The following is a 15,534-nucleotide window of genomic DNA, read 5'->3' as shown; positions in this document are numbered from 1 at the left end:
TGCTGTGCTTTTTGTCATAGCTTTGGTCGTTCATCCATAAATATTTGACCTTTAAACGTCTTATATAGCGCGCAGAGCAGTACATACATACCGAGAATACCGAGAGCTGGATACAAGGTGCCGACCAATGTGCTGAATGGAAATAGTGAAGCAAGTAAAGACAGCACCACGACGACCACGGTCAAGATACGAAACTTTGAGGTTTCTGTATCAGAGTCAAAGAAGCGAATAACGAAACCATAAAGGTTAGATACCGCTGTCGTAAATACAGCAACAACAAGAACGACACTAAATAATAGTCCTGTCGTTGGACCAATACCGCGCGCTATCTCCAAAAATGGCAGCTCATAACTCATGACGTTTTCAAGGTTCGATAGGAGCGCCATAATAATGAATAACAAACAAATACCCAATGTCATACCACCGATAACACCGGCCATTCTAACTGTTTTTAGATTTGGTTCTTTGTTACCAATGGATGCAAAAGTAGATACTCCTGGAATGACATTATAGGAAACATAAACGATCGCTGACGTCCACCAAAAAGGCGTGGCGGTATCAGGCTGAAGCGTTTGAATAGTGGCATCTACCGTAGCCAATTGATCAGAATACGTAGTGAAGGTAATGACAGAGATGACAACAACGGCCAAAATCATTAAGGGAGATATGATTCCTAACGCCCTAACAGAAGAGGTAAAGCCGAAAATCACAGTGGATAATGTCATTAGGGCAATAATTATCTTGCCAGCAACGGACGGTAAACCCCAGTATTGTTCGATAGCTGCCCCGCCACCTGAGAACATGATACTAATCACCCCAAACATAAAAAACAGAAGGATATAATCGGCGAAAAAACCTATTTTTTTACCACATAAGTAGTTGAGAACCACACGGTGACTATTGGTTTTAAGCTGATGACCCAATTCCATAAACACCGTGCCATACCATGCCAGCATGATCATAGTAATCACAGCACCCAACATGCCTATAAAACCGTAACCTGCAAAGAATTGCAGCACCTCTTGCCCACTGGCATAGCCTGCACCAATGACCGCGCCGACGTACACACCGGCATAACTAATCGCTTTTATAATTGAAACGCTCATTTTAAACATCCTTATTGTTATGAGTTAATCGAACAATAATCTAAATAAATCCTTTACTTAGGTAACGCTTAAACATTTATTTCTCATTAATAACTATTATTTCTCTTCGATGAACCCAGACAAAAAAGCCTGTAGGTTTTCATTGAGCTTTTCTATGCAATATCCCCCTTCAACCAAAACAATCACAGGTTTGTTTAACGCTTTAATTTTCTGTGCTAAGGTTTTAAACCCTTGTGTACTGACCTGACATTTGGCCTGTGGATCATCTTTATATACATCAAATCCTAAAACATGGACGATGACATCGGGATTAAACAGTTTTAAGGTGTCGATTGATTGATCAACATAATAAAAAAAGCCGGCTTCATCTGTACCGTGCGGCATCGGAATGTTGATGTTATAGCCTTCGCCTTCGCCATTACCTCTCTCGTGTTCATGACCGGCAACTACTGGATAAAAATTGATAGGACTGCCATGGACAGAGGTATATAACACGTCTTTGCGGTCGTAGAATATTTCTTGAATACCCTGACCATGATGCATATCCGTATCGATAATAGCGATTTTTTGAAACTTCTGACGAAGATGCTCAGCAATAATGGCCGCATTGTTTAAGTAGCAAAAACCACCAGCAGCGTTTTTACGAGCATGATGACCAGCGGGTCTGGTCAAGCATACTTGTATATTATCTTGATTAGACTTTTGACTGGCCTCATCGTTTAATAAAGCATCGGCTGCATTTAGTGCCGTTTGAGCAGACCAGTAAATAGACGTCCATGAGTGTTCACCAATAGGGGCACTACCATCCGCTTGATACTTAGCGGCTTTTGCCAAAATGCCTATACCAGCATTATTATTTGGCATGTAAATGGTTGTCTGAACTTCCTCGCCCATTTCTTCATCGACAGCCATCCACTCACTATAGGCGTTCTTTAAAAAATCTACATATCCCAAATCATGTACCGCTAAAATTGGCTCAATCCCTATATCTTTTGGAGTGATAACTGTTAAACCTAATGCTTGTGGTGCTTTTAAGAGCTCAGTTAAACGCTCAGGTTTCTCTTGTGGTTGACGCATTTTTCCTCGAGAAAAATAGCTTTGTGGATGATGAAGCATTTGCTTTTCGTGGCTATATACTTTCATGCTATACATTCCTTTGTTCGTGACTTATTTCGTTTTTACTTGTCTGGGTCAATATTTATTATCTGATTCAAACTATGACTCGTCATACTCAAAATTCATATTAAAAATATTAATAAAAACATAGATTAAAAAATGATTTTTAATCTATATGCCGTATTTTTAGTCTTCATTTAATATATTAGGCGCAATAGATACAGTCAAACGATATAAAATAATAGTACCTATAAGTACAGCTAATACCTAAAAAGTTATGTCGTCAAAAAGCTCAATATTGAAAATCTCAACTGAGCGGACAGTCTTCTAAATAAGTAGGCACAATAAATGAATCGAGATTTAAGAGAGCGGTAATGAGAACTGCATAATCAAGAAAATGAGAGAAGTAAAGGAAATAGGTTCTATAACAAATGGGCTGGCCTATGAAATATGGTGCTCAAAAATACAAGCTAGCCAAAAACTGATGACTGATTCAGATAGCGGCAAGCCGTATAGAAATGGCGCGTATTAAGATAAGATTTTTCAATACAGAGTGAATAAGTTTTAAAAACAAATGTTATAAACACAGCAAAGCCCTTGCATTCGCATGAATGAAAGGGCTTTGTGAATAATCAGATCATATCAAAATATTAAAAAACGCCTAAACCACTTAATAACAATTGACTACCCGCAAATACGAGCAAGATGCCAAAAGCACGTTTCAGCATCAGTGCAGGCAGTTGATGGGCAAGCTTAGCACCAATTTTTGCTGTGATAAAGCTAGCGACAGAAATACAGAAAAAACCACTGATATGCACAAAACCAATCGTCCCCTCAGGCAGATTGGTCATGTCTTTACCAAACCACGCAAAGCCTGCTGCGCCAGCCAAAGCTATCGGTAAACCACACGCGGCGGCCGTCCCTACCGACTGCTTCATGGACAAGCCCGCCCAATTCAAGAACGGAACTGTTAAGCTACCACCGCCAATACCAAAAATAGACGAAGCCAAACCAATACCCGTACCTGCACCAAACTGAACACTTGGCGGCGTCAAAGGTTTTTTTGGCTGCTCTTTGTTTGAAAAGAAGAGCATTTTTAGGGCAATCAGTAAGGCGCCAACACCAATGATGGCTTGTAAAGAGTCACCATCAATAGCATCAGCGACACCCGCACCCACAAGGCTACCGATAACCAAGCCTAAAGCCATATTACGCCAGATATCCCAGCGTACACCGCCACGTTTATTGTGGGCTGTTAAAGAGCTGATCGAGGTCACAACGATAGTGGCAAGAGACGTCCCAACCGCTAGGTGAGTCACCACCTCAGGCGAAAACTGATAAGAAGTAAAAATCCATACCAAGACGGGCACGATAACCATGCCACCACCCACTCCGAACAAACCTGCACAAACGCCGGCAAATGCTCCTGCAATAACAAACCACACATATAACAACATCGGACCTGCCTTTTATTTACTCATCTTTGGTGGTGCTTATCTTTAACCGCACTTGCGTCTATTTGTTTTTTACTACCCATTCTAACAAGCCATCAACATGGCGAAAGTCATCCCAGCTTCGGCAAGGTAGATGTGGCATCAAGTTGTTGATCATTTTAGAGAGTGCATTACCAGGACCCATTTCGATAATCATACTGGGCTGATATTCTTGAATGGTTTCCATACACGTATACCAATCCAATGGATGATCAATTTGACTTGAAAGAATCTGTAGACCCTGCTTGGCAGCGTAGTATTTTATACCCTCAGTCGCGCTAATAATAGGGGTTTGCATCATTGGCATAGTCATTGCGTCGGTATAGGTTCGGAATTTTTCGGCAGCGGCTTGCATCATTATGGTATGAGAAGGGACAGATACGTTAAGTAACTTGGTATTTCGTACGCCTAGTGTTTGCGCCAGTTGTTCCGCTTGACTTAGATTTTCATTGTACCCAGCAATGATAAATTGGTCTTCACCAATTTTAATGGATAAGTATGTGTTGGTTTCTGAGAGTAATTTTTCAAGTTCGCTACTATGTAGCCCTTGTACCGATAATAAACCACTAGACGCCGAAACGTCTTCTTCCATGAGTTTGGCTCTTTGCTGAACCAGTGTCAATCCTGCCTCAAAATCCAGCTCTGCACTACAACAGAACGCGTTTATTTCGCCCAATGAATAGCCTGCAAAAGCGATGGGCTTGTCAATCATTTGGCGCAACTGTTGCCAACGATGATACTGCAAGGTATAAATAAAAGGCTGTGCAATCTCGTTGCTGAATATTGTTTCGCCAGCAAAAGTACTATCCACCTCATTTGCGAATAGATCTGGCATTATATCTTTTAGTAATGCTTGCTCGTATGCGCTGGTGTCATTTAACACCTCTTCTATATGCCGCTGCCCTTGTAAACCTTGCCCACTAAACAGAAGGATTAAACTCATTTTCGACCTTATAAAAGAAAATCGTAACCGCTAACAAATCTGCACTGCCGCCTGGGCTAAGGTTACGGTGAATAAAATAGTCATTGATCGTACTGACTGCTTGACGCCATTTAGGTTGATGGACGCCCCCTGCTTGTAAGAACTGTTTTGCTATGGTCTGCGCATTGGTCAAGTCAGCCATGCCGCCACGCCAAACCAGATTGGTGTCCGATAGAGATGCTATCAACGTCATCAAGGTTTGCATGGCCGCTTTTTCAAAGTCTTGAGTACGATAAAGCGTCTCATAAAAACAAGGCAATGCTATGTTTTGAATGATTTGAAAACCCGTCGCCACCATTTCTATCGCGCCTGTCACACCATATTTTTTATACATTTGCTGTCCATGGCTGTCAGCCTTGCGCTCTAGTCGATGCATTAGGTCATACTGCCAGCTTTCGACGATTTGTGCACAAATATTTTGTGTGGTCAGTGTTTGATTGTCTTGTAGACATTTACCAATCGCGGCACTAGCAAAACCCAAGTTAAAAATAGCCCCTTTGTGCGTATTAATATTATTGGTCGCTTGGCGCATCTTTATTTCTTGCTCGATGCCTGCTTTTTTTATATCGTCAAAATCTTTGTTGTCATGACCGTAGGCGCTGAGTGTGGCAAAATACCCTCGCAGCGATTGGATACTGGCGATAAACGTATCATAATTCATATCTGAATGACTGCCATTGCCTGAAGGACACACCAATCCCGGTTTGTTTTCAAGGTTGATCTCTTCATATAACGCATCAAGCGCAAAATCATCAATTTGCTGACAAATAGCTTGCTTAGAAAATAAGACGTCGCTTGCGGGCGTCGATAAAACGTTCACACTCATCAGTATTCCATCCTAGTAATACGTCTATTGTTTGTAGCTCAACCTCATGAAGCGTTTTGATGACCACGGTCGGTATATCAGACACCAAGGCATGAATGAGCTCATTGAATGACACGTCTTCATATCCATGTAATCTGACTTCCCCATCGACTCGCAAGTTCGCTACAGATAAGGCAAATTGCTTAAAGATTTCAATTGCCATCAATATATCAGCCAGCCTATCCATCTCATGAACAGTGATTAAAATATCAAGATCTGATGTAGGCGTGACAAAAGGCAGATTGGTAAAGTATTGATTGGCAAAGGAGCCGTATACATAAACATCGGCTTTCAAATCACGACATTGCCTGACAAAATACCGCATCTGTTCTTGAAGGTTTTTAGGAAGACTGGGTATCACTGTCTCAAGTACCAATGGCAAAGTGACGACTTGAGGCGGTGCAGACAGTTCGAGCGCAAGTCTATATTTACAGTGGTTTTCTATGTGGCTGGTGGCTACTTTTGAGACGTGCGCTGTACTTTGCCGACACACTGTGAAAGGCTGCATGGCTTCAATCATGTGGTCAATGGCTTGGATGACAGATAAAGGTACAGAAGCATTTAACAAGGTAAATGCTTCTTTTGGTTGTAAGTAGACTAAGTCATGACGATGCATGCAAACCACCTATCCGTCTATTTAATCATCACTATAAAAATCATAGCGATAAAAATCTAACTGGCATAAATATAAGTGACATGAGAATATGAATCTATGCACTTAATACTGCGTCTACAATCTCATTACACAGCAGACGACCATCTCTTTCTTTAGCGACCTGACGGCGATTATCCGTCAAAAAGTCCTGAATATGCGTCCGTTGCGATTCAATGGCATTTTCTACCAAATGCTCATCGAGATTGACCCATATCTCATCCACTGCACCCATTTTATAGAAGTTTTCTACGCCCGGAGCAAAGATTGCCGAAGTTTTGGATAAAGACTGAAGCTTGTCTAGCGGTATCTTGGTGACTCTTGACATGGCATTGAGATCCATGACTTTGACTTGGCTAGATTGAAGGGCAAAGATTTGGTTGGCCATCAGACCATAAGATAAGAAGCCGCCACTCACTGCTTCTCCCAAAATAATCGCTAAGTTGGGATGTTCGCTGCGTCTAAGTAAATCGACACAAGCGGCCAGATGCGCAAACGTTCTGTTTAAACAAAGCAACTCATCGGCTCGCGACGAATCCTGTCCTTGCGTATCAACGATAAAGACAACGGGCGTTTTCTTACCTTGAGCAATGACGTCCAAGACTTCATTGGCAAGTCTGATGGCAATAGCCTGATTAATGGCTGCCGAATCGACCGTACCGATAATCTCGACCTTACCTGCTTTGGTCTCGGCACTGCCGCGTATGACCCAATTATCAATTTGATACTCAAGCTCATTGGGAAATAATTCGGCTAAAATAGTTTGTGTTTGCATGATATTATCCTTGTTTGATTGCTCTAACTTGCTTGGCGCTCAGCATAGAAATAGATTCAGGATCGTTTATGTTCATGGCTTCCCAAATAGCGATGCTGTCTTTTTCACCAAACCATTGATCATACTGTTGCTGCAAGCCATCCTGCTGTTGCTGCAAATAGGCCAAATCTACATTAGCGACAGATAACTGAATGCCTTCTGCAACTGCTTGAGTAATCTCGTCAATATCGTCTTCGACCAACACTTGCACATGGTCAAGCAGATAACGAGTTTTACCGCCTGTTACTCGCCATACCAGCGCGCGGTCTTTAGAATCAAACTCTTCCACGCCTTTTAGGGTTTCAATCACTTCAGGCCCGGACAATGCCAAGCGGCCCTCTTCTGTCATAATAATGTGTGTGCTCAAACAAGAGCAAATACCCATACCACCGAACGCCCCATTCGTACCGCCGATAACCGTAATAATGGGGATGCCTGCATTACGCACCTTGAGCATCGCTCGCATGATTTCGGAGATGGTAATCAAGCCTGCATTGGCTTCATGCAAACGCACACCGCCTGAGTCGACAAAGAACACCACTGCTTTTGGCTTTTCTTCAAGTGCTTTGAGTAGCATACCCACGATTTTTGCGCCATGCATCTCACCTACTGCGCCGCCCATAAATCGGCCTTCCTGCGCGATGATATAAACCGCATCGTCTTTGATTTTGGCTTTACCAATAATCACACCATCATCAAAACTGCCCGTAATGTCTAATGAGGCAAGATTGGGACTGGTCGGCACGCTGCCGGGTTTGAGGATTTCTACAAAACTGTCTTTATCGACGATACTGGCAATGCGATTACGAGCGGTCTTTTCATAAAAACTTTTTTGAATGTGTGCATGCGCTTGGCGTGAGTCTTTATTGTTTGAATTATTCATGTGCCTCCCCCTCTAAAATATTAATCGCTTGGCTCAGGCGCAGACTTACGACCGCAGGAGTTGCACCCATATCGTTGATTTCGAACTGTAAGCCGCCAACCGCATAACGATTGACAAATTCTTGAATAACGGCTTCCCAAATATGATCAAAACCCGACACTGAAGTGTTGATAATAAATTTACTTTGTTCGCTATCGTCTAACTCTGAGACTAATATCTCTAGGTTGCCTGAGCCTACCACACCGCAAATAACGTCTTTTGTGGTCACATCAAAGGGTTCTGATTTAAATGTATAATTAATTAAGTTCATAGTTCTATCCTTAGCAGTTTTGTTCGCCTTTTCTAAAACCTGATTACCAGTTTCTAAAACGACTTGGCGGCGCATAGGTGCCGTTAGACCATCTGACCAAATCCTTGACCGATTTTGCCGCCAACAAATCTCTATTTGCTTTTGAGATATCGATACCAAAATCTTCTGGACGCTGGATGATGCCACGCGCGCGCAATTCTTTTACCTTTTCATGATCGCGCTCCATACCGATAGCGGTATAGCCTGCAACACCGCGAATCGCTTGCTCCCGTTCCTCTGGCGTGCGGCACAGCAATAAGTTGGCGATGCCTTCTTCAGTCACAATGTGGGTCACATCATCGCCATAAATCATAATAGGCGGAAAGTCACTGCCCATTTTTTCTTGTAATTGCCACGCATCAAGCTCTTCGACAAAGACAGGATTCATATTTTCGCGGAAGGTTTCGACCAGCTGTACCACAAGCTTACGACCTTTAATCACGCGCCCATCAGTCGCTTCTTGTCCCGCTTTTAGATAGCCGTAACTCGAATGCCTGCGTCCGTGCGGGTCTGACCCCATGTTTGGCGCACCACCAAATCCAGCAATGCGATCGACCGTTGCAGTTGAGCTATTGCCTTGCAAGTCAATTTGTAGAGTAGAACCAATGAATAAATCACAAGCGTACAAGCCTGCTGTTTGGCTAAAGGCTCGGTTAGAGCGCATACTGCCATCACTGCCTGTGAAGAAAATATCAGGACGCTTTTCAATATAATCATCCATGCCCACTTCTGAACCAAAGCTATGAATGCTCTCAACAAAACCACTTTCGATAGCCGGAATCATGGTTGGATGCGGATTGAGCGCCCAGTTCGTACATATCTTACCTTTTAGGTTTAACTCTTCGGCATAGGTGGGCAGCAACAGCTCAATGGCAGCGGTATTAAAACCAATACCATGATTGAGACGCTTAATTTGATACGGCGCATAAATGCCTTTAATCACCATCATGGCCATTAAAATCTGTACATCAGTAATCTGAGCAGGATCACGCGTAAATAGCGGCTCAATATAGTTGGGTCTAGGCGCTACAATGACAAAATCCACCCAATCTGCAGGAATATCAACGCGTGGCACGTCATCTACCAACTCATTGACCTGTGCGATGACAATACCACTTTTGAACGCTGTGGACTCTACAATAGCAGGCGTATCTTCAGTGTTTGAGCCAGTGTACAGATTGCCGTCTGCATCTGCTGAATGGGCTGTGATTAGGCAGACGTTTGGCGTTAAATCAATAAAGTATCTGCCGTATAATTCAAGATACGTATGAATTGAGCCAATGTGAATCTGCTGTTTTTGAACCAATTTTGCCAATCTTAAGGCTTGCGGACCTGCAAAAGAAAAATCGACTTTGCTAGCAATCCCTTTTTCAAATATGTCGATGTGACTGGGCAATGCCAATACCGACTGCAAAATATGCAAGTTGTTTAGGACATCAGGATTACATTGAGAGAGACATTCGGACAAAAAGTCAGCTTGTTTTTGATTGTTACCTTCTATACAGACTTTGTCTTCACGAGCAATGACGGTTTCGAGCAGCTCAACCACTCTATCATTTGGGACCAGTTTTTTTAATCCCTTGTCAGCCGCGGCATTGATCTTTGCCAGCCGTTTGGTTTTTTGTGTGTCCCATGTGGTTTCGTTTATGGTTGTGTTCATAAGATTCCCTTTTTCTATTTATCAAAAACTGCTTATCAAAAGTCGGGCTATTAAAAGGCTATTTATCCAAAAAAGGCATTTAGCGTTAAAAAGAATATAGACGGTCCTAATAAAGCACCTAGACCTGTATAAAAAGTAGCGACCAAAGCACCATATGGCACAAGCCTCACATCTGTACCCGCCAATCCAGCTGCCACGCCACTAGTCGTTCCTACTAAACCACCAAAAATCATGGCTGAGCGAGGGCTTTTGAGATACATAAATCGAGCAAGCAGCGGTGTTGCAATCATAAAAAATACGGCCTTGATCAAACCAATGGCAATAGATAAAGCGATCACATCAGAGCTTGCTCCAATTGCCGTCCCTGTAATAGGTCCTACAATATAAGTCATCGCTCCTGCACCAATGGTAGTCATAGAGACAGCATCTTTATACCCTAATGACCATGCGACACCTGCCCCTACCACAAATGGTATGACGCAACCTAATATCAAGGCAACAATACCAATTTTTCCAGCTTTTTTTATCTCTTTTACATCGACTTCAAAAGCCGTTGATGAGATAGCCAGATCACGAAGCATCGACCCCCCTAATAGAGCAAAACCAGAAAAAATTGCTATATCAGAAATGCCCTTTTCGCCACCAGTATATAAACCAGCAAAGTAGGCGGCAACTAACCCAAGCGTAATTGCAATAGCAGAGGCTTGCAGTTTATTGTTAGTAAGGTACTTTGATAGTACTTGGGAGAAAAGCATCACAAGACCTGTGATTGCAAGCGCCGTGACAAAGGCATTTTTAGTGAGCGTCTCTATAATTAAGTCCATTTAATTACTCCATTGCGCTATTAAATTAGTGGTTTTAGTTCTCTTATGACATGATAATAAGACTGATGAAACACTCATAATTGTTCACGAGGTTCGTCAGTCTCATCCCAAGTAAAGGTATCGTAATCATTTCCGATGTTATTGAGTAAGCGTACGACAAAGATAGTTGCAATAAGCGCAATAACAGAGACAACTGCCGCTACCATTCCACCAGATAGTGCAGCGACCACGTTTTGACCCGCCGCCATAGCAACAACGATAGGGATATACATCCCTGCCCAATATAGAACACCGAATTGAGTCGTTTTAGGAAGGTAGCCTCTTTTGGCAAGCATCTCTTTACCAACAATGAGTAGAATCATTGCGATAGCGACACCACCAATATTGGCATCAACGCCTAATAATTTTCCTAATAGTCCACCAAGAAAAACGCCGAGAAGATAACTAACTGCTAATAAAGCAGTGCCATATATGATCATAATAATCGTCCTTGATTATAGTTGCAGAGTCTCTATCAACAGTCCGTTTGAGATAGAGGTCGCATTAGATAAAAGCGAGCGGCAAGCAGAGGTAAAAACGGTCTTTCATTCCTGTAACGTCACAAATCTTGGTAAAACTTGTCCGTTCAAAAGACTGCTTATTTCCGCTGACTTGCTATAATCTAAAACAATTTATGGGAAAGCGCAACGAAATTGTATTTATTATCTATATATTTTGTATACAAAAAGGGTTTTTATGAGTTTAATCGATGAGCTGCCTCTATTTTTGCAAGTTAGCAAAAAGATAGAAGATGATATTATTTATGGACATTTTCCGCCTGGCACAAAACTGAATGAAGCGGAATTGTGTGAAAGATATGGGGTGTCGAGAACCCCGATTCGCGAGGCGTTAAAGCTATTGTCTTCTGAAGGACTGGTAGAAATCCGTCCGCGTAGAGGGGCAATTGTCCCTACTTTAGATGTAGTGACACTTTGTGAGATGTTTGAGGTCATGGCGCAGCTTGAGGGCATGTGTGGCAGATTGGCCGCGAGAAGAATCAGTGAATCAGAAAAAGCAGAGCTTCTGGCTTTGCACAATCTTTGCGAAGAGTACCTGTTAGAAGACAATCCAGAAGATTACTACGAAGCCAATCGTAAGTTTCATTTTTTTCTCTATCAGCTCAGTCATAACGGATTTTTGATAGAGCAAGCGATTAATTTGCACAATCGACTCCACCCTTATAGACGGCTACAACTGCGGGTGAGCAATCGGATGCGACACTCTTTTAAAGAGCATCAAGGTATCCTAGATGCTATTATCAATCATGATGAAGAGTTGGCTGAAACCATATTAAAAGCCCACGTCTCAGTGCAAGGGCATAAATTCACAGATTTGATTGCCACCATGAATCTCAATGAGAGTGGACAAAACCAATAATAAGCACAGAGCTGATAATAAAAGCAAAACTGATGACAAACATAGGCGCTAAATTCAATGGTCATTGACACTATTGAATTTGTTGCCATCCTAAGGTCGCTTCATACTCATCTTGATGGGAAAATAATGGATGTTTTTTGGCTTCGCTTAAGTTGAGGACAGGAGTGACGCACACATCAGTATTTGCAAACACGTGTTGCCAATGAGCAAACGTTTGGCTAGCAAATTTTTCTGCCATTTTCTTGATGGATAACTGGCTCTTGTCAGTATTTGGCATGACACCAAGTTGCCAATGGCTGTTTTTGAGCTCGGTTAATTCCAGCATCTCGCATAGCCCTTGCCAAAACTTTAGCTCCAGCGACCCCACAGCCATGTAGCGATGATCGGCCGTTTGATATAAACGATAGCAAGGCAATGCACCGCCTACAAAATCGTGTTGCGGCATGGGCCACTTACCTGAAATGCTTTGGATAAATGCACCAGTAGCTTTTGTCATGACCAAATGCTGGTATAAGCTGTGAGTCATACTGATAGCAATATGACGACCTTTGTTTGTCCGTTGCGCAGAAAATACAGCAGCAAGTATGGCAATAACAGCGGTATCGCTGCCACCCGCCAAGTCAGCGAACTGAACATTCGGCATCGCCTGCTCGCCTTGCGCCGTCTTTAACTGGTCAAGGACACCGCTCATGGCCATAAAGTTAATATCATGACCAGCATTATGTGCCCAGTCATGATTGATACTGCCTTTAGTAGTTGCTGTCCCATTTGTGACGCCGTACCCTGTAATCGATACGATCACCAATTTAGGATTAATCGCGTGAAGCGTTGAAGCATCGAGTCCCATACCTTTTAGCACCTCAGGTCGAAAACTATCCAACATGACATCTGCTTGTTTTAGGTGTGCTTTGATCGAATCAATGTCTTTAGCGTCACGAAAGTCATATTGTTTAATGGTTTTACCATGATTTAAAGCCTCAAACATTTTGCCAAAAGCCCTAGCAGGGTCACCACTTTTGGGTTCAATCTTGATAATATCTGCACCCAAATCCGCCAATAGACGCGTGGCAAACGGTCCGGGCAAATTGCGCGTCAGATCCACCACTCGCAATCCTTGTAGGCAATCAGTCATCGCATCTACGATAGTCTCATTGATCAAATCAGTCATCAGAGAACACCTCACCTTTGTCGCTCATTTCTAACAAAATTTGCGCAGGCTCAAAACGCTCACCGTATATAGTGGCAAGCTCACGACTGCGGGCGATAAATGTGTCCAAACCCATGGCATTAATAAACTGGAGCGTACCACCGTGCTGAGGTGCAAACCCCCAACCAAAGATAGAACCTACATTGGTATCAGCGACAGAGCGAACGACGTTTTCTTCATAACATTTGGCGGATTCATTAGCTTGAATGAACAGCAAACGATCAATCAAATCTTGCCGAGATGGCTGTTCAGGCTGGGGTGGATACAGGGTCATCAGTTCGGGCCATAATTGTTTGTCACCATTGTCCAAGTACTCATAGAAGCCCTTGCCGTTTTTCTTACCTTCTCTCTTATAGGTTTGTACCAGTGTTTTGAGTACGTCATACGATGGGCGTACCGTGGTCGGTTTGCCTTCTGCCTCCATATCTCGTTGCTGCTGCTCACTGACGTGTAACGCAAGACTCAATGACACCTCATCTTGTAATGCTAAAGGTGGCATGGGCATCCCTGTTTTCATACCAGCAACCTCGATACTGCGTGGATGTACGCCCTCACTCAGCATAGCGATACCCTCAGTGACATAGGTACCAAAGACGCGCGAGGTGTAGAATCCACGACGGTCATTGACCACAATGGGTGTTTTGCCGATTTGACCCACATAATCAAAGGCTTTTGCCAAAGTCACATCGTCAGTTTGCGCGCCTACGATGACTTCAACGAGCGGCATCTTGTCAACTGGCGAAAAAAAATGCAGACCGATAAACTGGTTTGGTCGCGTACTGGCTTTTGCCAATCCTGTAATAGGTAAGGTTGAAGTATTAGAAGCAAAAACCGCAGTTTTGGGAATCACTGCTTCACTTTGCTGTGTGCATTTGGCTTTGATATCACGATTTTCAAACACCGCTTCGATAATAAGGTCACAATCTGCCAAATCATCGTAAGAAACGGTTGGTTTGATACGTTTTAAGAGTGCTTGTTTTTTCTCTTCGGTAGCGCGCTGTCGGCTAATGGCTTTATCTAAAACATTAGAAGAATATGCTTTGCCTTTTTCAGCAGCTGTTATCTCAGTATCTAACAGGACAACATCGATGCCAGCCTTAGCAGTGACATAAGCAATACCTGCGCCCATCATGCCTGCTCCCAAAATACCCACCTTTTTGGTTTTTGCACGTGCGATACCCTGAGGACGAGACTGACCTTTTTTGATGCTATTGAGCTGGGTCCAGAGTGTATTGATCATGTTTTTCGATTCAGTAGACAGCACACAAGCGGCAAAATAACGCGACTCAATTTCAAGTCCTGTGTCGATATCGACTAGGCAGCCTTCAAACACACAAGACATAATATGAATAACCGCGGGATAGTTGCCATGGGATTTTTGATTGGCCATGGCAGGCGCCACCGAAAAGATTGGTACTACGCTTGGATGCTTGCTATCGCCACCAGGTATTTTGAAGCCTTTTTTATCCCATGGTTGCTGTGCATTAGGGTTGGCATTAATCCATGTTTTAGCTTGCCTCATCATGTCTACATAATCAGTCGCTGTGGCATCAATCAAACCCAAATCTTTTGCCGCCGTTGGACGCAGCGCTTTACCTTGAGTCATTAGCTCAAGTGCCGATTGAATACCTATTAGACGTGGTAAACGCTGAGTACCACCGCCACCAGGTAGTAAGCCCAATTTGACCTCAGGCAAGCCCAACTTGGTATTGGGTGAGTCGATTGCAATCCGATAATGGCACGCCAATGCCAACTCTAGACCCCCACCTAATGCGGTTCCTGTCATGGCGGCAACCACAGGTTTGCTTGATGTTTCAAGCTTGCGCAGGCTGCCCTTAAGCGCTTCGACCAGCGCAAATGCTTGCTCGGCCGTTTCGATATGAGCCAGTTGGTCAATGTCCGCACCAACCACAAAGGTGTCTTTAGCAGAGGTAAGAATAAGTCCCTTTACAGCGTCATCATAGATAATGCTATCTGTCATCATGGCAAAAGACTCTGTAAAGCCATTGCCGATAACATTCATTTTTCGCGTGGTTTGGTCAATCGTGACGGTAACGATACCATCATTATCACGCTGGGCAGAGAAGTTTTCTAATTTGTTAATTGCTGTTACGCTATCTGTTGTCTGATTATTTGTCATCATTTTTATCCCTTAAATGATTCTTTG

Annotated in this window: 15 protein-coding genes; 1 reads left to right on the top strand and 14 read right to left on the bottom strand. The window is 43.1% G+C overall.

Translation table 11 applies throughout. From position 1 onward, the window contains the following. Positions 1-14: 14 nt before the first annotated feature. The 12 genes from FW759_RS05870 to madL all read right to left on the bottom strand — a co-directional run bounded on the left by FW759_RS05870 (position 15) and on the right by madL (position 11,223). Positions 15-1,106, bottom strand: coding sequence for a YkvI family membrane protein (locus FW759_RS05870; RefSeq protein ID WP_443508276.1), 1,092 nt, complete (start codon positions 1,104-1,106; stop codon positions 15-17). Positions 1,107-1,202: 96 nt separating this feature from the next. Beyond that, positions 1,203-2,249 (bottom strand): histone deacetylase family protein, encoded by a 1,047-nt coding sequence (locus FW759_RS05865; protein WP_446442418.1) that lies wholly within the window; start codon positions 2,247-2,249, stop codon positions 1,203-1,205. A 623-nt stretch (positions 2,250-2,872) separates the two neighbouring features. After that, positions 2,873-3,679 (bottom strand): sulfite exporter TauE/SafE family protein, encoded by an 807-nt coding sequence (locus FW759_RS05860; RefSeq protein WP_443508278.1) that lies wholly within the window; start codon positions 3,677-3,679, stop codon positions 2,873-2,875. Between the two features lie 58 nt (positions 3,680-3,737). Beyond that, positions 3,738-4,658: a malonate decarboxylase subunit epsilon gene (mdcH, locus tag FW759_RS05855; protein ID WP_446442417.1), complete on the bottom strand. Its 921-nt coding sequence runs from the start codon at positions 4,656-4,658 to the stop codon at positions 3,738-3,740. Then, complete coding sequence (gene mdcB / locus FW759_RS05850) at positions 4,636-5,523, bottom strand: triphosphoribosyl-dephospho-CoA synthase MdcB (RefSeq protein WP_446442416.1); 888 nt, start codon at positions 5,521-5,523, stop codon at positions 4,636-4,638. The genes mdcH and mdcB overlap by 23 nt, the downstream gene beginning before the upstream one ends. Further along, positions 5,474-6,178, bottom strand: coding sequence for a malonate decarboxylase holo-[acyl-carrier-protein] synthase (mdcG, locus tag FW759_RS05845; protein WP_446442415.1), 705 nt, complete (start codon positions 6,176-6,178; stop codon positions 5,474-5,476). Before mdcG ends, mdcB begins: the two co-directional genes overlap by 50 nt. 94 nt (positions 6,179-6,272) lie before the next feature. Then, positions 6,273-6,989, bottom strand: a complete 717-nt coding sequence (gene mdcE, locus FW759_RS05840) for a biotin-independent malonate decarboxylase subunit gamma (protein WP_446442414.1) — start codon at positions 6,987-6,989, stop codon at positions 6,273-6,275. Positions 6,990-6,993: 4 nt separating this feature from the next. Next, positions 6,994-7,911, bottom strand: coding sequence for a biotin-independent malonate decarboxylase subunit beta (locus FW759_RS05835; RefSeq protein WP_446442413.1), 918 nt, complete (start codon positions 7,909-7,911; stop codon positions 6,994-6,996). Next, positions 7,904-8,221: a malonate decarboxylase acyl carrier protein gene (gene mdcC / locus FW759_RS05830; protein ID WP_095570322.1), complete on the bottom strand. Its 318-nt coding sequence runs from the start codon at positions 8,219-8,221 to the stop codon at positions 7,904-7,906. Before mdcC ends, FW759_RS05835 begins: the two co-directional genes overlap by 8 nt. Before the next feature lie 43 nt (positions 8,222-8,264). Beyond that, on the bottom strand, positions 8,265-9,920 hold the full coding sequence (mdcA, locus tag FW759_RS05825) for a malonate decarboxylase subunit alpha (protein ID WP_446442412.1): 1,656 nt from the start codon (positions 9,918-9,920) through the stop codon (positions 8,265-8,267). Between the two features lie 62 nt (positions 9,921-9,982). Continuing rightward, positions 9,983-10,744, bottom strand: a complete 762-nt coding sequence (madM, locus tag FW759_RS05820) for a malonate transporter subunit MadM (RefSeq protein ID WP_446442411.1) — start codon at positions 10,742-10,744, stop codon at positions 9,983-9,985. 74 nt (positions 10,745-10,818) lie between these two features. After that, a complete protein-coding gene (gene madL / locus FW759_RS05815) occupies positions 10,819-11,223 on the bottom strand; it encodes a malonate transporter subunit MadL (protein ID WP_131400646.1) in 405 nt (134 codons plus the stop codon). A gap of 256 nt (positions 11,224-11,479) precedes the next feature. On the opposite strand from madL, the gene FW759_RS05810 reads away from it, so the two are divergent. Further along, entirely contained in the window at positions 11,480-12,160 is a 681-nt protein-coding gene (locus FW759_RS05810; protein ID WP_062844876.1) for a GntR family transcriptional regulator, read from the top strand. Positions 12,161-12,230: 70 nt separating this feature from the next. Here the strand turns inward: FW759_RS05810 and FW759_RS05805 are convergent, their stop codons facing one another. Beyond that, on the bottom strand, positions 12,231-13,328 hold the full coding sequence (locus FW759_RS05805; protein ID WP_446442410.1) for a CaiB/BaiF CoA transferase family protein: 1,098 nt from the start codon (positions 13,326-13,328) through the stop codon (positions 12,231-12,233). Beyond that, positions 13,321-15,510, bottom strand: coding sequence for a 3-hydroxyacyl-CoA dehydrogenase NAD-binding domain-containing protein (locus tag FW759_RS05800; protein WP_446442409.1), 2,190 nt, complete (start codon positions 15,508-15,510; stop codon positions 13,321-13,323). The genes FW759_RS05805 and FW759_RS05800 overlap by 8 nt, the downstream gene beginning before the upstream one ends. Positions 15,511-15,534 lie beyond the last annotated feature (24 nt).

The sequence above is a fragment of the Psychrobacter sp. 1176_08 genome, from assembly GCF_052850615.1.
The sequence above is the reverse complement of the archived record's forward strand: the minus strand, read 5'-3'. Positions and strand labels throughout refer to the sequence as shown.